Source organism: Micromonospora sp. KC207, assembly GCF_004348615.1.
Taxonomy (GTDB): Bacteria; Actinomycetota; Actinomycetes; order Mycobacteriales; family Micromonosporaceae; genus Micromonospora.
On sequence record NZ_SMKJ01000042.1, the window covers coordinates 1 to 21,554 of the forward strand.

The window sequence follows — 21,554 nt, forward strand, 5'->3', positions numbered from 1 at the left end:
CAGTTGGGTGTGGGCGGCGACGTACGCGCTGCGGGTGGCGGTCTTCGTGCCGCTCTACCTCGGCGGGCAGGTGGTGGCCTTGGTGGTGGCGCGGGTTGCGCTGACCTGGCCACTGGTGGCGACCGCACTGGCGGTGAGCTGGCTGGTGATCCGCCGGTCGCTGCCGGCCGGGCATCCGGGGCTGCGGCACCCGGTGACCGTGCCCGGCCCGCGCGCGAAGGCCGGCGGCCGTGAGCCGCAACGATCGTGAGGAAGAACGATCGTGAGGAAGAACGGCCGGGAGGAACAACGGCCGGGAGGAAGGACCAGGCCGGGAGACGAAAAGGGAGAGGCCGCCACGGGGGGAGCGGCCTCTCCGGTGACGTACGTTACTCCGTCCGCGACCGTCACGTGATCCCTGGACGGGCACTTTTTCCGGGGCTTTTTCGCGGCAAGTTCAGCTTCGGGCGGTGGGACGGGCCGGCCGGTCCGCTGCGTTGACCGGACGGCCGGCCCGTCCCGGCCTGACCGTGGGAGTCAGGCCGTCTGCCGACCGGGCTCATCAGTTCCCCCGGGCCCGGTCGGACTCCGGGCGGGCGGGCCGCGCCGCCCACCCGGAGAATCTGGGTCACCCGTTCGGGAAGAGCATCCCGTAGTCGGCGTACGCCATGGCGACGTCGGACTGGGCCCAGAACCGGTGGTAGTTGAACGTCGGCTCGGGGCCGCCGTTGAGGTACGCCTGCACCTTCGGCCAGTCCGGGTCGTTCTTGTAGAACGAGCGGATGTCCAGGAAGCTCTTGCCGGCGGCGATGGCGTCACCGTTGGGCATCTTCCCGGTCCAGCCCGGGGGCACGTAGAGGCCCTGGCCGTCGGCGGCGTTGTAGACGTCGTCGAAGCGCTTGTAGTCGCCGCGCTTCTCCGTCGTCGAGACGCCCTTGGCGTCGGCGGACGCGGACAGGGCGTCGAGCAGGCCCTTGCCGGTGGTCTTGGCCGCCGTGTTGCCGGACTTCGCCGCGTACGCGATCAGGGTCCGGGCAAGGGCGGCGGTCACGCCGACGTCCTGGCCCTTGGCGATGACCTCGACGTGCAGGTTGGTGTTGGGCTGCGGGCTGGTCGGGTTCCAGTTGGCGGGCTGGCCCGTCCACTTCAGGTCGGCCGGGACCGACCAGTTGGTGCCCAGCGTGGTGTTCGCGATCGCCCACGGCACCCACTTGTCGAGCAGCGCCTTGGCCTTGGTGTTGCCGGTCTCCAGGTACAGCTCGGCGATGCGCTGCATCGACCAGACCTGCATGCCGAACCACTGGTTCGACGGCGGGTCGTTGTAGACCGGGTCGACGTCGTAGAACATGCCGTAGAAGGTGGCGGTGCCGGACGGCGGGGTGCCGTAGTTGCCGTCCCAGCTGTTGGTGGCGCCGCCGGCGATGCCGCCCTCGGCGGACTGGAGCCAGGTGTAGAACTCGAGCTGCCGGTCGAGGCTCTTCTGCCAGTCCGAGACCGCGGTCGGGGACTTCGGCTTCAGCTCGTTGATGTTGGTCATCGCCCAGGCCGCGAACGGGTTCTGGTAGCCGAAGTGGCTGTGGCTGGAGCCGATCCGCCACGACCAGTTCTGGCTGGTCTCGTACGCGCCGCCCCAGGCGTAGTACCAGGACATCAGGTAGTGGGCCGAGTCCCGGCCGCTGCCGGCGGGGCAGGTGCTGGCCCCGACGCAGTTGCCGATCCTCTTGAAGTACTTGTCGAACATCGCGTACCGCAGGTAGTCGCCCATCTTCGCGGCCTTGGCCACGGTGGCGGCGACGTCGGCCTGCTTGTTCTGCGCCTTGGCCCAGGTCAGCGCCCAGTACGCGGCCTGCACGGCGCGGGCGTCGGCGTCGGGGGCGTTGGTGTACTTCCACTGCTTGGCGGGGGTGCCGGTGTCCTTGACGAACAGGTCGAGGTAGCCGTACTGCCCGCCGTGCTTGAAGGTGTCGCAGGACGGCTGCGGAATGGTCTCCCAGACCGACTCCTGGGTGCCGCGCTGGAAGGTGTTGATGTACGCCGGCCGGGTGGTGCCGTCACCGCAGCGGCCGAAGCCGTAGGTGTTGTCGACGTCCATCAGCCAGTGCATGCCGTAGATGTCGCCGGTGCCGTAGGTGGACTGCAGCTCCGAGCGCAGCGGGTCCTGGCCGACCGCGATGTTCGGGTTCAGCGCCGAGGGGTACTGGCTGGGCAGGTTGTACTCCGCGGCGTACTGCGGGGTGCCGGCGGAGCCCGCAGTGGGCTGGTCGGCGTGCGTGGGGATGATGTACTTCTCCATCACCGTCCACGCGTTGTTGAACGGCGCCCAGTTCTGGGTGGCCCGGCCGTAGTATGCCTCCAGCCACAGCCAGTAGCTGAACGCCTCGGAGGTGGTCTCGTGGCCGTGGTCGGGCGCCTCGACGATCAGCGTCTCGATCGAGTGGTACGGCACGCCCTCGGGGCTGAAGTAGCCCGAGTTCTTGATCTTGCCGTACTGGTCGAGGAACTTCTTGATGTAGTCGTTGTCCCCGCCCGGAACGTCGTTGTCGACCTCGGTGGCGGTGACCGCCAGGGGGGCCAGGCCGGTGCCGGAGGCGGTGATGGTGGCGGTGCCGCCGACGGTGTCGGAGTCCTCCGCCGCCGCGACGGTGACGGTGACGCCGGTGTTCCAGTTGGCCGTCGTGAGGGTGGCCGAGGTTGGCGTGACGGTGATGTCGGGGTCACCGGTGCGGGTCAGGGTCACCGGGACGCTGGCCGACGGGGCCGCGCTGAGCTTGAGGTTGAACGTGGCGGTGCCGCCCTCGCTCACGCTCACCGAGGACGGGGTGGCCACCAGGCGGGGGCCGGAGGCCGCGCTGACGGTGAACGCCTTCTCGTCGATGGCGACGCCGTTGGCGTTGTCGTACGCCTTGGCCTGGACGGTGTAGCTGCCGGCCGGCAGGTCCTCCAGGGTGTAGCCGTACGGGGAGGTGGTGTCGGTGTTGACCAGCAGGCCGTTGCGGTAGAACTCGACCCTGCTGATCGTCCCGTCCGGGTCGCTGGCCGTGGCCGTCAGCGGCACGTCAGCCGGCGCCTCGAACGGCCCGGCCGGCACGCCGAGGGACACCGTCGGCGGCTTGTTGGCGGGGGTGCCGTTGCAGGGGGTGCCGTTGAGGGTGAACGCCGTGGGCTTCGGGTTGCTGCCGGAGTAGCTACCGTTGAACCCGATGGTGGTCGACGCCCCAGTGCCGAGGCTGCCGTTGTACGACTCGTTGGTCGCGGTCACCTCGCTGCCGGTCTGGCTGTATTTCGCCGACCAGCCCTGGACCACCCGCTGGCTGCTGTTGGGGAAGGTCCACTTGAGCGTCCAGCCGTTGATGGCGTCGCCCAGGTTCTTGATGGTGACGTTGGCGGTGAAGCCGCTGCCCCAGTCGTTGGTGGCGTAGACCACGTCGCACGCCGGGGCGGCCTGCGCGGCACCGGCCGGCAGGGCGATCCCGCCGACGACCAACGTGGCGGCGGCGAGCATCGCCGTCCGGCGACGTCTTGCCATGAGTCTCATGTACGCGGTGTCTCCTCGGACCAGGCCGGGGCCGTGGGGCCCCGGCGGGGCGCCTCCACGTGCGGGTGGCACGGGGGGACGGAGGCGCTCGGGAATGGTGGTCGATCCGGCCCGGCCGGGGTTTCGGGGACGGAGCGTCGACGCTGGTCGACAGCGTCCGCTGCCCTCCTGGGTGCCGTCCGGAAGACCGGATGCCCTCGGCGACCCGTGTTCACGCGAGCTGGCTCCTCGTCGCGGTGTTCGACAGTGTTACATGGAAGCGCTCCCACGACAAGCAGAGTTCCGCGGAGGAGCAGCCACTTGTTTCGATCTCGTTTTGGGGCTTTCACAAAGCGGTGACGGGCGTTACAGTCGCAGCATCGCCGATGGGAGCGCTTCCATCGACGGAGGTCACAGAAGGTGTTGGCCGGGGTCGTCGTGCCCGCGACGCTCCGGCGCATTGCCCGAAGGCTGACGGCGGGCCAGCCCGGACGCCGCCGCCAGCCATCACCCACCGGCAATGGAGGGAGGTGGAACCAGAGCCACTCGCGTGGCCCGGCTCCCGCGCGACACGCACGGCAGGACGCCAATTCCACTCGTGCGTGTGTGCAAACAAAGTGGGGACGGGGGTTGCCCTCCCCCGTCCCCACACTAAACCCCTCGACACCATGGGAAAAGAGGCCGACGGGTCAGGCGTGTCACGCCACCCGGCCGGCCTCGCTCGTTATCGGCGTCAACCAGCGGGCGTCTCCTATCCCGAGTGACGCCCCGGCATCGCCTCCCACCTGCGCATCCGCGCAACCGGCCGCGCGCCGGACCAGCCCGCATAGCAGAGCCGATCCGCCACAGGCGGCTTCGGCCGCCCCCGCCTGCCTTATGCTGGGAGCGCTCCCGGCCGCGCGGCGGTGGGCACCCATCACAAGGAGAAGGCCCCATGTCGATGCTCACCCGGCGGCGGCTGCTCAGCCGCGCCGCACTTTCCGCCACCGCCGGGGCCACCGGATGCGACGCCGGCACCGACCCCGACACAGACCCGACCGGCGGGTCCGGGGGCAACCTACGCTTCCCGACCGGATTCGGCTGGGGCGCGGCCACCTCGGCGTACCAGATCGAGGGTGCCGCCAAGGAGGACGGCCGAGGCGAGTCGGTCTGGGACACCTTCAGCCGTACCCCCGGCAGGACCCGCAACGGCGACACCGGCGACGTCGCCGCGGACCACTACCACCGCTACGCCGATGACCTCGACCTGATGCGCGACCTGGGGCTGCGGAGCTACCGGTTCTCCATCTCCTGGCCGCGCATCCAGCCCGACGGCACCGGCACGCCCAACCAGCGGGGGCTCGACTTCTACCGTCGGCTCGTCGACGGGTTGCACGAGCGCGGCATCTCGCCGATGGCCACCCTGTTCCATTGGGATCTGCCCCAGACGTTGCAGGACGCCGGCGGCTGGGAGAACCGCGACACCGCCTACCGCTTCGCCGAGTACGCCGAGGCGGTCTTCCACGGCCTCGGCGACCGGATCCCGGCCTGGCTGACCATCAACGAGCCGAAGACCGTGGTGCAGAACGGCTACCTCTACGGCCACCACGCGCCCGGCTTCCAGGACCCACAGGCGGCCTACCTGGTCGCCCACCACCTCCAGCTTGCCCACGGCCTGGCCGTACGGGCGCTGCGGGCCACCGGCAGCGCCGCCCGGATCGGCCCCGCCCTCAACCTGCACCCCTGCTACCCCGCCGACGACAGCGCCGAGGCGGCCCGCGCCAGCCGGCTCTACGACGGGTACGAGAACCGCCTCTACCTCGACTCGATCCTCAAGGGCAGCTACCCGGCCGACGTGCTGGCGGACCTCGGGGCCGACAGCCGGATCGCGCGGGGCATCGTCGACGGCGACCTGGAGATCATCTCCTCGCCGGTCGACCTGCTCGCCGTGCAGTACTACACCCCGTACTACGTGACCCCCACCGGGGGCACGGTCACCCGCTGGCCCACCTCGCAGGCGGACTGGCAGCAGATCTACCCCAACGGCATGTACGACATCCTGACCCGGGTGACCCGGGACTACGGCCCTCTCCCGCTGACCGTCACCGAGAACGGCCTGCCGCAGGCGGACACCCTCTCCGCCGACGGCACCGTCGACGACACGGGCCGGATCGACTTCCTGCGCGAGCACATGGCCGCCGCGCACCGGGCCGTCTCCGACGGGGTGCCGCTGGAGAGTTACCACGTCTGGTCGCTGCTGGACAACTTCGAGTGGGCCGAGGGGTACGACCAGCGCTGGGGCCTGGTGTACGTGGACTACCCGACCCAGCGCCGGGTGCTCAAGCGCAGCGCGCACTGGTACCGCGAGGTGATCCGGGCCAACGGCCTGTGATCGACGGTTCTCCCCGCCGGGCGGGTGCGGCGAACCCGCATCAGCCCGGCGGGAGCCCCGGGCCGCCGGGCGCGCCACGTCCGGCGGGCCCGGCCCGGAGCGCTCAGCTCAGCGGGGGCAGCGCCTGCTGGAGTTCGGCCCGCAGCGCCGGGGTGAGCATCTCGCCGGCCTGCTTGGCCAGCCGTGCCATCTCGTAGCCGACCACGCCGATGTCGGCGTCCCCGGCGGCCAGGGTGGCCAGAATCGAGCCGTCGCGCACCTGCATCACCAGGAAGTAGCCACGGCCCATCTCCACGACGGTCTGCTTGACGACGTCGCCGTCGAACATCTGGGCCGCGCCGGCGGTGATGCTCATCAGCCCCGAGGTCACCGCGGCCAGCTTGTCGGCGTGATCGCGCGGCAGGTGGTCGGAGACGGCGACCAACAGCCCGTCGGAGGAGACCACGATGGCGTGGGCCACCCCTGGCACCCGTTGCGCGAACGCGCTGACCAGCCAGCTCACGTCCCGCGCCTCCTGGCTCAACGTCATCATTGATGTTCCCCTTCGGTCCGCCCGCCGGTTGGCGGCAGGAAAAACTCGGTGGTCTCCTCGGCCTCGGCCCGCCGTACGCCGCTGTAGAGGCGGCTCAGCATGCCGCCCACGGCCTCCGGGTCCGGGTCGGTTCGCGGGGTCGGCTCCCGTGACCGCGCCGGCTGCGGCAGGGCGGCGAGCTGGGCCATCGGCACCCGAACCGGCAGGCCGCGCTCGTTGACACCCCCCGTCACCGGCACCGCGGGCGGCGCGACCTCGCCGGCCGCCGCGCCGGCCGCCGGGCCCTGCCGCGACCACCAGCCGCCCCCGGTGGGGGCGGCCGGTCCGGCGACCGAGGTGAGCACGTCCTCCGCCCGCACCGGCACCGGCCGCCCCGGCACGGTGACCCTGCGCGGCCGGCGCCCCGCCACCGGCAGTTCCACCGGCTCCGGGGCCCCGGTGCCACCGCGCGGTGGCCCCCCGGTCACCGGCTGCCGCACCGGGTCCTCGGCCAGGGGGGCGGTGATCCGGGGCAGGTTGGTCAGCGTGGTGGTCAGCATCCGCGGCGACGCGGGCGAGTCGAGCTGCACCGGCGGCGCGGCGGTGAGCACGGGGGCCGGGAGCCGCACCCGGGCCACCAGCCCGTCGTGGCCGGAGAGCAGGCGCACCGCGACCGCGTGTCGGGCGGCCAGATGGCTGACCACGAACAGGCCCATCCGTTCGGACGCGGCGACGTCGGCGGCCGGCGGGGTCACCAGCACCTCGTTGGCCTCGGCGAGCGCGGCCGGGCTCATGCCCAATCCGCGGTCGACGATCTCCACCACCGCGTCGTACCCCTCGCGCCGGGCGGTGACCAGCACCGTGGTGTCCGGCCGGGAGAACGCGGTGGCGTTCTCCAGCAGCTCGGCGAACAGGTGCACCAGGTCCCCGATGACGTGCCCGACGACATACAGGTCGGCCACCTGCTCGTGGCGTACCCGTTGGTACTGCTCGATCTCGGCGCTGGCGGCCAGCAGCACCGCGGCCAGCGCCACCGGCCGGTTCCACCGCCGGGTCGACTCGCAGCCGGCGAGCACCAGCAGGCTCTCGTCGTTGCGCCGCATCCGGGCGGCGAGGTGGTCGAGCTTGAACAGGTTCTCCAGCTGGTCCGGGTCGCTCTCCTCCCGTTCCAGGCCGTCGAGCAGCTCCAGTTGCCGCTCCACCAGGACCTGACTGCGCCGGGCGAGGTTGACGAACATCAGGTTGACGTGGCGGCGCATGGTGGCCTGCTCCACCGCGACGCTGACCGCGCTGCGGTGCACCGCGACGAACGCCTCGGCCAGCTCGCCGACCTCGTCGAGGGAGCGGACCACCGCCGCCGGCACCTCGATGTCGGGCACCCCGCCGTTGACCTGGCGGAGCCGGTCGAGGGCGTCCGGCAGCTCGATCTGGGCGATCCGCAGCGCCTGGCCGCGCAGCAGCCGCATCGAACGGGCGATGGTCCGGCCGACCAGCACCGAGATCAGCAGGGCCACCAGCAGCACCGCGACGATCCCGCCGGCCACCAGCAGGGTGGTCCGGAGCTGGTTGGCGCTGGCCTCGTCGGCCTGGCCCACCGCGTCGTCGACGACGCTGGCCTCCAACTGCCGCAGCAGCTCCTGACGCTGCTCGCTGGCCGCCCACCACTGCGGGGCAGGCAGCACCCTGGCCTCCGCGCCGTCGCTGGGCAGGCTCTGCTCCTCAAGACGGGTGGCGGTGGTGAACGCCGGGTCCACGGAGATGGCGTCGTAGCGGCGGATCTGGTCGGTGGTGGCCGCGACCCGGAACGCGCCGAGGGCGGTGAGCTGCTGGGCCCGCAGGTCGGTCAGCTCGACCTGGTCCTCCACCCCGTACCGGCCGGCGCGCGCGGCGGCGTACAGCTCCGCGCGGACGCGGGAGGAGAGTTCCTTGACCCGGGCGAGCTGGACGTAGCGCAGCACGCTGTCGTTGAGCGCCCGCCGGCCCTCCCCCGGCGAGGGCTGGGCGAGCAGGTTCAGCAGGGCGGAGACGGCCCGGTGGTAGTTGCTGAGGATGGTGTCGCTGGCCAGCACCGCCGGGGGCACCGCCGCACGGATGTAGACGACCTGGTCGTATGCCTCCAGCGCCGCGGAGTACGCGACCCGCCAGGCGGCGTCGGCGTCGGCCAGCGGGCGGGCCGCCCGCCGCAGCTCCTGCACGGCGGCGTCGGTGCTGGTCTGCACCGGCTTCAGCGCGACGGTGGCGGCGTCCCGCGCGGCCCCGCCACCCCCGCCTCGGCGCAGCTCGGCCAGTTCACCGGCGGTGCGGTCGCGCTCCTGCTGGAGCTGGTGCACCACGGCGGTGATCTCCCGCCCGATGCCCACCTGCCGCGCGAAGTCGCTCAGCTCGGTGGTCCGCCCGACCAGGCCCTGCGTCTGCACGCCGGCCAGCACCAGGAACGCCACGGAGGGGATGACCAGGACGGTGGCGAGCTTGGTCCCCATCCGCCAGTCCCGCAGCCGCAGCGGCGAGCGCCGGCGGTGCGGCACGACGCGGACGCCGAACCGACGCCGACGGTGGTTCGACACCTCGCTTCGCGCCGGATCGGGACCTGCGCCCACACGTGCCTCCTAGGTCCCTCGCATCCGCCGCACCGGACAGCGGGTCCATCCAACCAGGCAGGACCGCCCTGTCAACGGGCCAACCTGAGCTGGGGATCAGGAAGGATACCGAGGGTGGCGCGGTCCTGACGGGGTCGGTGAGGGCGCCTCATCCGTCCGGCCGATGTCCACGAGCGGCACCGGCGCGTCCAGCCGGCGCAGCGCCACCCGGGCTGCGCCCGTCGCGCCGACCTCCGGGTCGGGCTGGTGACACACCCGGCGGGGAGCGAGCACGACCGCGAACGACTCCCGCCACCACGCGGAGGCCGCCACCGCCCCGCCGCCCAGCACGACCTCGACCGGCCCGCCCACGGTGGACTCCAGCTCGGCGAGGTCCGCCGCGACCAGCCGGCAGACCCCGGACATCAGGCCGGCGAAGATGTCGACCGCACCGGTGCCGAAGCCCAGCCCGCGCAGCCCTCCGGACCCGGCCGGCGCCCGACCGGGCGGCCGGTCGCCACCGAAGTGCGGGTCCGCCGCGACGCCCCCGCCCGGGGGGATCCGGGCCAGCGCGGCGTCCAGCGCGGCACCTCGGGGCAGCCGCAGCGCGCGGTCCGCCCAGGCGAACAGGTTCCCACCGGAGGAGTACGCGGCCCCGGTGACCACGTGGTCGTGGTCGACCCGGTACCGCCACAGCCGGTTCGGCAGCGGTGGCAGCTCCGCCCCGGCCGGCGCGGCCTGGATCAGCCGGACGGCGGAGGAGGTGCCGACCGTCACCGCGGCCCGGCCCGGGTCCACCGCGCCGGAGCCGACGTTCGAGGCGGCCCCGTCGCCCACCGGCGCCGCCCAGGCCACGCTGGCGAGCTGCGGCCAGCGGCGGGCGTACTCGGGGCGCAGCCGCCCCCGCCAGTCGTCGCCCGCCAGCTCGGGAAGCTGCCCCGGGCCGGCGGCGGCCAGCTCGCACGCCTCGGCGTCCCAGGTCAGGATGCGCAGGTCGAGCAGGCCGGTGCCGGAGGCCTGGGAGACCGACATCGGGGCCGCGTCGAGCAGCCCGCCCAGCACGTACTCGGCGAGGCCGACGAACCGGGCGGGCGGGGTCGAGGCGCGCTCGCGCAGCCAGGGCAGCCGCACCGACCAGTAGCAGCGGTGCCACCAGGTGCCGGTGCGCTGGTGGAACGCGGCCTCGTCGGCCGGGCCGGTCGCCCCCGCCGGTGGCTCGGGACGGGTGTCGAGCCAGGTGAGCACCGGCCCCAGCGGCTCACCGGCGCGGTCGGTCGGCAGCACCGAGTGCCACTGGGCGCTGGTGGCGACCAACCCGACGTCGCGCAGGTGACCGCCGGCGGCCAGTTCGTCCAGGCACTCGGCGAGGCAGGCCAGGTAGGTCGGGGCGTCCAGCGTCCCCGCGCCGTCGTCGGCGACCGTCACGCGCACCTTCCGGCGGGCGAGGGCACCGGGACGCGGCACAGCGTCCGGCCCCAGCACGAGGCCGCGCACCGAGGAGGTTCCCAGGTCGAGGGCGAGGATGTCCATCGTCGATCACCGTACCCGGCGAGTGCCGCGCCGGCCCGGCGGTCGACGTCGTCGCAGGTGGCCGGCGGGCTGATCCCGTACCCCGGGATCGGGTTCCCGGCCGACGGCGGCGCGCGTAGGGTGACGGCATGCCCGCGCACCCGACCTGCTGGTGGCCCGCCGACCCGGCGGCCCACCCCCGCGCGTAGCTTCCCACGCGGCCGCCCCACGAGGCGGTCGCCGGTTCTCCCCGGCCAGGGCCGCCCCCGACGGCGCCGCCCGGCCCCACCAGGAGACCCGATGGCCCGCCCGCACGACCTGCTCGCCGCCGTCGCCGATGGCGTCGACCCCGGCCCCTTCGCGCTCGTCCGCCGCGAGGGCACCGACCACCTGGAGCTCTTCACCGGCACCGTACGCGTCGTCGACCGGCTCGCCGACGTCCCGCTGCCCGACGGGCCGGCCGGGCCGCGCACGCTCGCGCTGGTGCCCTACCGGCAGGTCACCGAGCGGGGGTTCGCGTGCGTCGACGACGGCGCTCCGCTGGAGTGCCTCCAGATCGCCGCGCACGTCCGGTTGCCGCTGGCCGACGTCCTGGCCGCCCTGCCCGACGCCCCGGTGGTGACCACCGACGCCGGCTTCGACATCGCCGACGCCGAGTACGCCGACACCGTCGCCCGGGTGCTCGCCGAGGAGATCGGCCGGGGCGAGGGCGCGAACTTCGTCATCCACCGCACCATGCGGGCCGCCGTGCAGGGCGCCCCGCTGGCCGCCGCCCTGGCCGCGCTGCGCCGGCTGCTGCTGCGCGAGCGCGGCGCGTACTGGACGTTCGTGGTGTACACCGGCACCAGGATCCTGGTCGGGGCCAGCCCCGAGCGGCACGTCAGCGTCGACGACGGCCTGGTCATGATGAACCCGATCAGCGGCACCTTCCGGCACGGCGGGGCTGCCGACAGCGCGTCGCTGCTGCGCTTCCTCACCGACCCGAAGGAGGTCGACGAGCTGTACATGGTGCTCGACGAGGAGCTGAAGATGATGGCCACCGTCGCCGAGCGCGGCGGGCAGGTCGTCGGCCCGTACCTCAAGGAGATGTCCCACCTGGCGCACACCGAGTACCTGCTCGTCGGGCAGAGCGGCCTGGACGTGCGGGAGGTGCTGCGGGAGACGATGTTCGCGCCGACGGTCACCGGCAGCCCGATGGAGAACGCCTGCCGGGTCATCGCCCGACACGAGCGCGCGGGGCGGCGCTACTACGCCGGGGTGCTGGCCCTGCTGGGCCGCGACGAGGCCGGCCGGCAGACGCTGGACGCGCCGATCCTGATCCGTACGGCGGAGATCTCCCCCGCCGGACAGCTGCGGGTGCCGGTCGGGGCGACCCTGGTGCGCCATTCCACGCCGGAGGGGGAGGTGGCCGAGACCCACGCCAAGGCCGCCGGAGTGCTGGCCGCCCTCGGGTTGCGCCCGGACGCCCCCGACACCGGGCCGGGACCGGTGCCGAGGCTGGCCGACGACCCGCAGGTACGCGCCGCGCTGGCCACCCGCAACGCCCCGCTGGCCCGGTTCTGGCTGGACCAGCGCCCCCCGGGCGCGGTGGCGCTGCCCGGGCTGGCCGGCCGCCGGACGCTGATCGTCGACGGGGAGGACACCTTCACCGGCATGCTCGCCCACCAGCTACGCGCTCTCGGGCTGGCCGTCGAGGTGGCCCCGTGGCACTCCCGACCCGGCGACGACGCGTACGACCTGGTGATCGCCGGCCCCGGCCCGGGCGACCCGAGGGCGGTGGACCAGCCGAAGATGGCCGCCCTGCGCGGGCTGCTCGCCCGGCGGCTCGCGGCCGGCGCGCCGACCCTCGCGGTGTGCCTGGGCCACCAACTCCTGGCCGGGCTGCTGGGGCTGCGACTGCACCGCCGCGACGCGCCGTACCAGGGGGTGCAGCGCGACATCTCGGTGTTCGGCACCAGCCGTCGGGTGGGGTTCTACTCCACGTTCACGGCCGTGGCCGCCGCCGACCGGGTGGCCAGCGCGTACGGGCCGGTGGAGCTGTCCCGCGACCCGGTCGACCACGCGGTGCACGCGCTGCGCGGGCCCGGCTTCGCCGGGGTGCAGTTCCACCCCGAGTCGGTGCTCAGCCGCGACGGCCTGGCGGTCCTGGCCGACCTGCTGGGCCACCTGTTGTCGGTGCCGCCGGGCCGTTCCCCGGCCACCGCGCGCGCCGTGGCAACGGGGCTGGCGCATGGACCCGTCGATCAGGGGTAGGAATGCCGGCGACCGGCGGTGCGGACGGGTCGAGAGCCCCCGCCGGCACCGCCGGCCGCCCCGCCGGTGGGTCAGCCGGTCGCCACGCCCCGCTTCAGCGCCGCGCCGATCTCCACCGCCCGCTTCGCGGTCAGCGCGGTGGCGGCCAGCGCCACGTGGTCCGGCGGGATCTCGCCGTTGTTGCTGGTGTGCGAGGCGCCGTACGGGTTCCCGGCGACGAACTGGCTCGGGTCGGTGTAGCCGGGGGTGACCACGATGCCGCCCCAGTGGTGAAAGACCGCGAACAGCGACAGCAGCGTCGACTCCTGCCCGCCGTGCACGGTCGCCGCCGAGGTGAACGCGGAGTAGACCTTGTTCGCCAGCGCGCCTTGCGCCCAGAGCGGGCCGGTGGTGTCGATGAACTGCTTGAGCTGCGCGGCGACCATGCCGTACCGGGTGGGGGAACCGAAGATCACCACGTCGGCCCAGGACAGGTCGTCCGGCTCGGCCTCCATGACGTCCTGGGTCTGGAGCCGGTGCGCCTGCCATCCCGAATTGGACCGGATCGCCTCGTCCGGTGCCAGCTCACGCACCTTGCGCAGCCGGACCTCCGCGCCGGCCTCGCCGGCGGCCTCGCACGCGGCCTGCGCCATCTGATACGTGATGCCGGTCGCGCTGTAGTAGATCACCGCGACCTTGATCCGGCCTGCCATCAGGTCCTCCTCGTTCTCGGGTCAGCTTCGGCGACTACCCGTTGGTTGCGGCGTCAAACTTCGATGGACGGCCCTGCCGGGCCCGGCGCGGGTGAAACCGCAGTTCGGGCGCGCTATAACCTGGTGCGGTGATCCTGCCCCTGCCGGACGGCGAGTTCCGGGCGTACCTGTTCGACTGCGACGGCACCATCGTCGACTCGATGCCCCAGCACCACACCGCCTGGCAGCGGGCCCTCGACGAGTGGGGCTGCGACCTGCCCGAGGACCTCTTCTACGCCTGGGCCGGGCGGCCGGTGGCCGACATCGTCGCCGACCTCAACGCCCGGCACGGCCTGGCGATGCCGGTGGACGCCGTCGCCGCCCGCCGGGAGGCGCTCTACCAGGAGCTGCTTCCGACGGCGGTCGGCGTGCCGGGGGTCCTGCGGCACATCGACGACGCCCACGGGCGGGTGCCCTTCGCCGTGGTCTCCGGCAGCACCCGCGAATCCGTCACCGCGTCCCTCGGCGCGCTCGGCATCCTCGACCGGTTCGACGCGCTGGTCTGCGCCGGCGACTACGCCCGGCCCAAGCCCGACCCGGAGGCGTTCCTGCTCGCCGCCCGGCTGCTCGGCGTACCGCCGGGTGACTGCCTCGTCTTCGAGGACGCCGACCTGGGCATTCAGGCCGCCACCGCCGCGGGCATGGCCTGGGTGCGCGTCCCGCAGCCCCGGCGCGGCTGACCCACCGCCGGGCGGCTCGCTCAAGATTTGCGCAAGTTCCACGGCTCACCGGGCCCGTCCGGGTCGGCAAGCGCCATCCTGATCGGACCGGCGCCGGCGGCTCGTGCCGCCGCCCCGCGCCGGTCGACCTGAACGGGGGATCGCGCTCCGTCGGCGACGAGGCCGGCGTAGCGCGATCAGGGGACAGCCACCGCCCCCGACGAGGTCCCGCCTTCGACCGGTTCAGCCGAGCAGGGCATCCAGCAGCCGGTCGAGTTCCGCCGCCGGGGTCGGCGGTCGGCCCGGTGCGCACCGGCCCCGTCCGGTCGTCGGCCTCGACCACACCGGGCAGCGAGCCGCACTCCCGCAGCGGGGTGACACACCGGATTCCGGTGACTGGCGGAGCACTAGGCCCACGCTGGCCGGGCCGGGAACTCTCCGCCCGCCCGCACCGCCGATCCTGCTGCTATTCACGATCGTGCCCCGGAATGCTTCCGGAGCCGTTCGGGTAGCCACCCCGTGACCCACGAGAGGAAGGACGAGCCAGTGCGACTGAACGAGCAGCAGATCCGTTCGCTGTATGGGCAGGATGTCCAGGACCGCTCGGGCGCGAAAATCGGCAGCGTGGGCCAGGTGTGGGCCGACCCGGCCGGTGAGGCTACCTGGATCAGCGTGAAGACCGGCGTGATGGGCCACCACGAGTCGATGGCCCCGCTCCAGTCGGCCCGGATTCAGCAGGGCAAGCTGAGCCTGCCGTACGACAAGGCGACGGTGCGCGGTGCGCCCAGCGTGGAGACGGGCACCGACGAGCCGCTGGATGCCCAGCAGCTCGCCCAGCTCTACGCGCACTACCAGCTCCAGCAGCCCGGCGCGCAGGCCCCGCAGCAGGGCCCGGCGCAGCAGCGCACGACCCGACGCCCGGAGGGACCGGAGATGACCCGCTCCGAGGAGCGGCTGCTGGTGGGCACCGAGAGCGAGCCGGCCGGAGCCGCCAGGCTGCGCAAGCACGTCGTCACCGAGGACGTGCACACCACCGTTCCCGTGGAGCACGACGAGGTGCGCGTCGAGCGCGAGCCGATCGCACCGGGCGACCGGCGGGCGCGGGCCGAGATCGGCGACGAGCAGCAGGAGATGCTGCTGCGCGCCGAGCACCCGGTGGTTAGCAAGGAGCAGGTCCCGGTCGAGCGGGTCCGGATGACCAGGGACGAGGTCGTCGAGGACCGGCCCGTCGACGAGCAGCTGCGCCGCGAGCGGGTGGACGCGGACGTCCCGGAGGCGGCCCGTAGCCGCCGCTGACGCGGCATTCGGCGGTGCCGCGGCGACGCGCGGCGCAACCCCCGGGCGGGTGGATCCCTGGTGATCCGCCCGCCCGGGCGCGTGCCCGGTGGTGTCGGTGCCCGGTCCTATGCTGGGCACCCAGGCGTGGGGAAGGCGGCTGACGACGTGGCGACGAGCGGCGCGAGGAAACGGGCACGGGCGGTTTCGCTGGCCGGCGGGGCGGCGCTGACGGGCCGGGCGGCGCTGACCGGCGCGGAGGCGCTCGCGCTGCGGATGGCCAGCCTGCTGCTGCGTCCTCACCCCACGGCCCGCCCGAAGGACGTGGCCGGCGTCGTCGAGTGGTTCGGCGCGATGCAGGCGCAGGACGCGGCGAGCGGCCTGTGGTCGCTCGGGCTGCGGCTGCCCGGCTGGACGCAGGCCGACGTGCAGGACGCGCTGGAGCGGCGGGAGGCGCTGCGCACCTGGCCGATGCGGGGCACCGTGCACCTCGTCCCGTCCCGCGACGCCCGCTGGATGCTCGAGGTCACCGGCGTGCGGGCCCTGGCCGCGGCCGGGCCGCGCCGGGCGTTCCTCGGGCTCAGCCTGGAAGAGGCCGACCGGGCCGCCGACGTGCTCGGCGAGGCGTTGACCGGCGGTGTGCGGATGACCCGTCCGCAGTGCCAGGCCACCCTCCACGCGGCCGGCATCGACACCGCCGGGCAGCGCGGCTACCACCTGCTGTGGTACGTGGCGCAAAAGGGCGTGACCTGCATCGCCCCGCACGTCGGCACCGAGCAGACCTTCGCGCTGCTCGACGAGTGGGTGCCCGACCCGCACCGCCCCGACCGCGACGAGGCCCTCGGCATCCTGGCGCTGCGCTACTTCCGCAGTCACGGTCCCACCACCCGGCAGGACTTCGCCGGCTGGACGGGCCTGACGGCAGCCGACGCCAAGCGGGGCATCGCCGCCGCCGGTGACGCGCTCGCCACGGTGACGGTCGACGGGGTCGAGGCGGTGGCCGATCCGGCCCTGCTCGACGCGCCCCGCGCCCCGGTCGACGACGTGCACACCCTGCCCGGCTTCGACGAGTACCTGCTGGGTTTCAAGGACCGGTCGCTGATGCTCGCCCCGGAGCACAGGCAGGCGGTCATCCCCGGCGGCAACGGGGTGTTCCAGTCGACGGTGGTGCACGGCGGCCGGGTCGCCGGCACCTGGAAGCGGACGCTGGGCAAGACCAAGGTGAAGGTGGCGGTGCGCCCGCTGGTCGACCTCGACGCCGCGACCCGGGGGCGGGTGGACGCGGCGTTGGCGGCGTACGCGGCCTTCGTCGGGTTGCCGGGGGCCGTCGCGTGGTCCGCGGGGGCCTAGTCGCGGAGAGCCGCTCTAGGTACGCGGAAGCCGACCACGGGTGACCCCCGGCAGGACCGCCACCGGGCTCCGGCCACGGGGACGACCCGGGTCGGAGGCCGTTCGGCGCACCGGGCCCACGCCCATGCCGCCGTGGGCCCGCCGCCCGGGTCAGGAGCCCCCGAGCGCGCCGGACGCCCGCCCCTCGTGCAGGGTCAGGTTGCGGCCGGTGCCCGGGTCGAACAGGTGGATCTTCTCCAGGTTGAACCAGACCCGGCGGTCCTCGCCCTCGCGTACCGTCGACTCGGCCGACAGCCGGGTGACCAGGCTGGCTCCGCCGCCGGTGAAGTCGGCCCCGGCGTCGGCGGCCAGCTCCTCCAGCTCGGCGGCGCTGGCCCGCTCCCCCTCCAGCGTGAAGTAAACGTACTTGTCGGAGCCCATGGACTCGACGATGTCGACCGGCGCGGTGAACTCCGCGCCCCGGCGGCGGGTGTCGTCGTCGACGAGTTCGGCGTCCTCGAAGTGCTCGGGGCGGATGCCGAGGATCAGCTCGCGTGGGGCGTCGCCGGCCTCCAGTTCGCGGCGGATCCGCTCGCCGATCGGCACGTCGCCGATGGCGGTACGCAGCTTCCCGTCGGAGACGGCGGCGTGCAGGAAGTTCATCGACGGGGAGCCGATGAAGCCGGCCACGAAGAGGTTGCGTGGGTGGTCGTAGAGCTCCTGCGGCGGGCCGACCTGCTGGATCGCGCCGCCCCGCATGATCACCACCCGGTCGCCGAGGGTCATCGCCTCGGTCTGGTCGTGGGTGACGTAGACGGTGGTGGTGCCGAGCTGCTTCTGCAACCGGGACACGACCGTGCGCATCTGCACCCGCAGCTTCGCGTCCAGGTTGGACAGCGGCTCGTCCATCAGGAACGCCTTGGGCTGGCGGACGATCGCCCGGCCCATCGCCACCCGCTGCCGCTGGCCGCCGGAGAGGTTGGCCGGCTTGCGGTCCAGCAGCGGGGTCAGCTCCAGGACCTTCGCCGCCTCGTCGACCTTGGCGTCGATGGTCTCCCTGTCGAGCTTGGCCAGTCGCAGCGGGAACGCCATGTTCTCCCGGACGGTCATGTTCGGATAGAGCGCGTACGACTGGAACACCATCGCGATGTCCCGGTTCCGGGGGGCCTTGTCGTTGACCCGCTGGCCGCCGATACGCAGCTCACCGGAGCTGATGTCCTCCAGCCCGGCGATCATGTTGAGGGTGGTGGACTTCCCGCAGCCGGACGGGCCGACCAGGATGACGAACTCGCCGTCGGCGATCTCCAGGTCCACGTCCTGCACCGCGACCGTCCCGTCCGGGAACCGCTTGCTCACCTTGTCCAACACGATGTCAGCCATGCCTACAACCACCTATCCCTTGACTGCGCCGGAGGTCAGGCCGGAGACGATGCGGCGCTGGAAGAAGAGGACGAATGCGATGATCGGTACGGTGATCACCACGGCGGCGGCGCAGATGGCCCCGGTGGGGTCCTCGAACTGCGACTCGCCGGTGAAGAACGACAGCGCCACCGGCACCGTGCGGGCCCGCTCGGTGGAGGTGAGCGTGATGGCGAACAGGAAGTCGTTCCAGCAGAAGATGAAGACCAGGATCGCCGTGGTGAACAGCCCCGGCGCGGCCAGCGGGGCGATGACCCGCCGGAACGCCTGGCCCTGCGTCGCGCCGTCCATCTTCGCCGCCTTCTCCAGGTCCCACGGGATCTGCTTGAAGAACGCCGACAGCGTGTAGATCGCCAGCGGCAGCGCGAAGGTGATGTACGGCAGGATCAGCCCCGGCCAGGTGTCGAACAGCCCGAGCTGCCGCTCGATCTCGAACAGCGGCGACACCAGCGACACCTGCGGGAACATCGCGATCAGCAGGGCGACGCCGACGAGCAGCTTCTTGCCGGGAAAGTCCAGCCGGGAGATCGCGTACGCGGCCATCGCGCCGAGCACCACCGCGACGAGCGTGGCGACGAGCGCGATGCCGACCGAGTTGACCAGGGCCCGGACGAACTGGTCGGTGTCGAAAATCGACCGGTAGTTGTCCAGCGTCCACTCCCGGGGCCAGAACCTGCCGTCGGTGAGGGTGGCCGGGGTCTTGAACGACAGCGAGGCGATCCAGAGCACCGGGACCAGCGCGAAGACGACGACGATGACGTCCAGCAGACCCCAGCGCAGCTTCGCCCGCGTGGTGGTGTCGGCCATGTCAGCGCCTCTCCCCATCGTCGCTGCCCGGGGCAGCGGTGCCGAACAGCTTCACGAAGACGAACGCGATGGCCGCCACGGTGAGGAAGATCAGCACGGACATCGTCGACCCGATGCCGAGGTTCAGGCCCCGGATCAGGTTGTTGTAGGCGAGCATCGACACCGACGAGGTCTCGTTGCCACCGGCGGTGAGCACGTAGATGTTGTCGAACACCCGGAACGCGTCGAGCGTGCGGAACAGCAGGGCGACCAGGATCGCCGGCTTCATCACCGGCAGCATGACCCTGGTGAACCGCTGCCACGCGGTCGCCCCGTCGGTGGACGCCGCCTTGAGCAGGTCCTCCGGCACCAGGGCGAGGCCGGCCATCAGCAGCAACGCCACGAACGGAGTGGTCTTCCAGATCTCCGCGAGCATGACGATCGCCAGGGAGCTGGCCCGCTCGGTCAGCGGCGCGCCGTCGCTGAACAGGTTCGCCAGGTAGCCGGTGCCCGGTGTCCAGGCGTACCGCCAGGAGAAGGCGGCGACGACCGTGACGATCCCGTACGGGACGAGCGCGGCGGTGCGGACGATGCCCCGGCCGACCAGCGTCCGGTGCATGATCAGCGCCAGCCCCATGCCGAGCGCCAGCTCGACGGCGACGGTGACGACGGTGATCAGCATGGTGACCCCGAACGCGGTCCACCAGAACTCGTTGGTCAGCACCGTCACGTAGTTCTCCAGCCCGATGAACTCGCGCTGGTCGGGAAAGCGCAGGTCGTAGCGCTGCAACGACAGCCAGATCGAGTAGCCGATCGGGTACGCCGTGACCAGCACCATGACCAGCGCGGCGGGAGCGCAGAGCAGCCAGCCGAGCTTGCGTTCGGCCCGCTTGTTCTCGCTCAGCTTCGCGCTCACGGTGCCTTCTTCGTTCGCGACTGCGGGGCTCGCAGAACCGGCTCACTCCTCACGCTCACGGTGCCTCCTTCGTTCGCGACTGCGGGGCTCGCAGAACCGGCTCACTCCTCACGCTCACGGCAGCACCCCCTTCGACTCCAGGGCGTCGGCGATGGCGTCGCGCAGCTCGTCGGCGGTCTGCTCGGGGCGGATCGCCGACGGCGGCGACAGGATCGCCGACATCACGGTGGAGATGCTCTGGTACGCCGGGGTCAGCGGGCGCGTCGCCGGCTCCTTCAGCTCCTCCAGGATGGTCTCCTTCATCGGGTACGCCCTGTCCATCTCCGGGTCGTCGTAGACCTGCTCGATGGTCGGTGGCACGCCGTCGTTGACGGCGGAAAACTTCTGGTTCCTCGCGTTGCGGAGGCACCTGGCGGCCTCGAAGGACTCCGCCGGGTGCCTCGAGTACGCGCTGACGGCCAGGTTGACGCCGCCGATGGTGACCTTGCTCGGGGTGTCGGCGTCGATCCCCGGCACCCGCGCCCACTTCACCTTCTTCGCCAGCTCCGGGTCGGCCTCCTGCAAGGCCGGGTAGACGAAGGGCCAGTTCACCTGGAACGCGCCGCCGCCGGACTGGAACTCCAGCCGGACGGGGTCCTCGGTGGCGTTGCTGAACGACGGCGACGTCACGCCGGACGTGGCGAAGCGCCGGAGCTGGTCGAGCGCGGTGACCGTGCCGGCGTCCATCACCGCCTGCCTGCCGTCGTCGCTGAGGATCTTGCCGCCCGCGCTCTCGGCGAGGGTGTTGTAGAGGACGACGAGCCCCTCGTACTGGGCGCCCATGGTGAGCACCTGGTAGGGCTTGCCCTGCGCCTTCAGGTCCTGGGCCTGCTTGATCATGTCGTCCCAGGTCTTCGGCGGCTGCGACACCAGGTCGGTGCGGTACCACAGGAGCTGCACGTTGGTGTTCTTCGGCGCGCCGTACAGCTTGCCCTGGTACCGGGCGGTGTCCAGCGGCCCGGCGAGGGTGCCCTGCTCCACGTCGGCCCGGTCCTGCCCGGTCCACTCCCGGATCCAGTCCGCGCTGGCGAACTCCTGGGTCCAGGTGACGTCGAGGCCGAGCACGTCCATCCCGGTGTCCCCGGCGGCGAGCCGACGGACCAGTTGCACCCGCTGGTCGTCGGCTTGACGCGGAAGCACCCGGTAGGCGATGCGGTAGCGCCCCTGGGCCTCGGCGTTGCAGTCGTCGACGACCTTCTGCAGGTTCTGCTCGGGCGGGTAGTACAGGTTGATGGTGGGCGTACCGCCGTCGCCGCCGGAACCGCACGCAGCCAGCGGCGCGACCAGCGCGAGCGCGGCTGCGACGGCCCCCGCCCGGGCCCCGGGTCGACGCCGACGTCGGGCCGGTCCTGTCATCGCCCTCCCCCTCTCTTCGGCGAAGATCCGGGGAAATCACCCGTGCCCCGGCGCACGGCGAGACGGCCGGGCGAGGGCCGGCGACCACCGGCCCGTCCCGGGCGCTTCGTGCGGGGAACACTGCCCGACCTGCGAAGCCGCGAAACCTGACCGCAACAGGTGTCACCCGGGCGGCCTCCGCTCCGGCCGCCGGGCCGCCGATCGCGCCGCGTGTCCGGGCCGGTGACGGCCGCTGGGACGAGGCGGTACGCGGGTCGCACGGGAGTCCGTCAGGCGCGGGCCGGCCGGGACAACGCGCCTCCGGCCGGTCACGACACGTACGCGCGGAGGC

Annotated in this window: 15 protein-coding genes; 6 read left to right on the forward strand and 9 right to left on the reverse strand. The window is 72.8% G+C overall.

What is annotated here, in order from left to right; all coding sequences use genetic code 11:
* Positions 1-250: DUF3159 domain-containing protein (locus tag E1258_RS07975; RefSeq protein WP_132398256.1), on the forward strand; the 250-nt coding region annotated here is incomplete at its 5' end.
* A gap of 357 nt (positions 251-607) precedes the next feature.
* Here the strand turns inward: E1258_RS07975 and E1258_RS07980 are convergent.
* Positions 608-3,505, reverse strand: coding sequence for a glycoside hydrolase family 48 protein (locus tag E1258_RS07980; protein WP_207919469.1), 2,898 nt, complete (start codon positions 3,503-3,505; stop codon positions 608-610).
* Positions 3,506-4,427: 922 nt separating this feature from the next.
* Here E1258_RS07980 and E1258_RS07985 point away from each other — a divergent pair.
* The gene (locus E1258_RS07985) at positions 4,428-5,864 is read left to right on the forward strand and encodes a GH1 family beta-glucosidase (protein ID WP_132398258.1); all 1,437 of its coding nucleotides are present in this window, start codon (positions 4,428-4,430) and stop codon (positions 5,862-5,864) included.
* A 103-nt stretch (positions 5,865-5,967) separates the two neighbouring features.
* On the opposite strand, the gene E1258_RS07990 is transcribed toward E1258_RS07985, so the two are convergent.
* The 3 genes from E1258_RS07990 to E1258_RS08000 all read right to left on the reverse strand — a co-directional run bounded on the left by E1258_RS07990 (position 5,968) and on the right by E1258_RS08000 (position 10,481).
* A complete protein-coding gene (locus E1258_RS07990; RefSeq protein ID WP_007071910.1) occupies positions 5,968-6,387 on the reverse strand; it encodes a roadblock/LC7 domain-containing protein in 420 nt (139 codons plus the stop codon).
* A 5-nt stretch (positions 6,388-6,392) separates the two neighbouring features.
* Positions 6,393-8,972 (reverse strand): nitrate- and nitrite sensing domain-containing protein, encoded by a 2,580-nt coding sequence (locus E1258_RS07995; RefSeq protein WP_243715268.1) that lies wholly within the window; start codon positions 8,970-8,972, stop codon positions 6,393-6,395.
* 96 nt (positions 8,973-9,068) lie between these two features.
* Positions 9,069-10,481 (reverse strand): FGGY family carbohydrate kinase, encoded by a 1,413-nt coding sequence (locus E1258_RS08000; RefSeq protein WP_132398260.1) that lies wholly within the window; start codon positions 10,479-10,481, stop codon positions 9,069-9,071.
* Between the two features lie 279 nt (positions 10,482-10,760).
* On the opposite strand from E1258_RS08000, the gene E1258_RS08005 reads away from it, so the two are divergent.
* Entirely contained in the window at positions 10,761-12,713 is a 1,953-nt protein-coding gene (locus E1258_RS08005; protein WP_132398262.1) for a chorismate-binding protein, read from the forward strand.
* Between the two features lie 71 nt (positions 12,714-12,784).
* On the opposite strand, the gene wrbA is transcribed toward E1258_RS08005, so the two are convergent.
* A complete protein-coding gene (gene wrbA / locus E1258_RS08010; protein ID WP_132398264.1) occupies positions 12,785-13,405 on the reverse strand; it encodes an NAD(P)H:quinone oxidoreductase in 621 nt (206 codons plus the stop codon).
* Between the two features lie 128 nt (positions 13,406-13,533).
* On the opposite strand from wrbA, the gene E1258_RS08015 reads away from it, so the two are divergent.
* The 3 genes from E1258_RS08015 to E1258_RS08025 all read left to right on the forward strand — a co-directional run bounded on the left by E1258_RS08015 (position 13,534) and on the right by E1258_RS08025 (position 16,728).
* Complete coding sequence (locus tag E1258_RS08015; protein ID WP_132398266.1) at positions 13,534-14,124, forward strand: HAD family phosphatase; 591 nt, start codon at positions 13,534-13,536, stop codon at positions 14,122-14,124.
* 525 nt (positions 14,125-14,649) lie between these two features.
* Positions 14,650-15,399, forward strand: coding sequence for a YsnF/AvaK domain-containing protein (locus E1258_RS08020; RefSeq protein ID WP_132398268.1), 750 nt, complete (start codon positions 14,650-14,652; stop codon positions 15,397-15,399).
* A gap of 147 nt (positions 15,400-15,546) precedes the next feature.
* On the forward strand, positions 15,547-16,728 hold the full coding sequence (locus E1258_RS08025) for a winged helix DNA-binding domain-containing protein (protein WP_132398270.1): 1,182 nt from the start codon (positions 15,547-15,549) through the stop codon (positions 16,726-16,728).
* A 150-nt stretch (positions 16,729-16,878) separates the two neighbouring features.
* Here the strand turns inward: E1258_RS08025 and E1258_RS08030 are convergent, their stop codons facing one another.
* The 4 genes from E1258_RS08030 to E1258_RS08045 all read right to left on the reverse strand — a co-directional run bounded on the left by E1258_RS08030 (position 16,879) and on the right by E1258_RS08045 (position 21,223).
* Positions 16,879-18,087 carry an ABC transporter ATP-binding protein gene (locus E1258_RS08030; protein ID WP_132398272.1) on the reverse strand — a complete coding sequence of 403 codons (1,209 nt, stop codon included), beginning with the start codon at positions 18,085-18,087 and terminating at the stop codon, positions 16,879-16,881.
* Between the two features lie 12 nt (positions 18,088-18,099).
* Entirely contained in the window at positions 18,100-18,933 is an 834-nt protein-coding gene (locus tag E1258_RS08035) for a carbohydrate ABC transporter permease (RefSeq protein ID WP_132398274.1), read from the reverse strand.
* 1 nt (position 18,934) lies between these two features.
* Positions 18,935-19,828 carry a carbohydrate ABC transporter permease gene (locus E1258_RS08040; RefSeq protein ID WP_132398276.1) on the reverse strand — a complete coding sequence of 298 codons (894 nt, stop codon included), beginning with the start codon at positions 19,826-19,828 and terminating at the stop codon, positions 18,935-18,937.
* 114 nt (positions 19,829-19,942) lie between these two features.
* Positions 19,943-21,223, reverse strand: coding sequence for an ABC transporter substrate-binding protein (locus E1258_RS08045; RefSeq protein WP_132398278.1), 1,281 nt, complete (start codon positions 21,221-21,223; stop codon positions 19,943-19,945).
* Between the last annotated feature and the right edge of the window lie 331 nt (positions 21,224-21,554).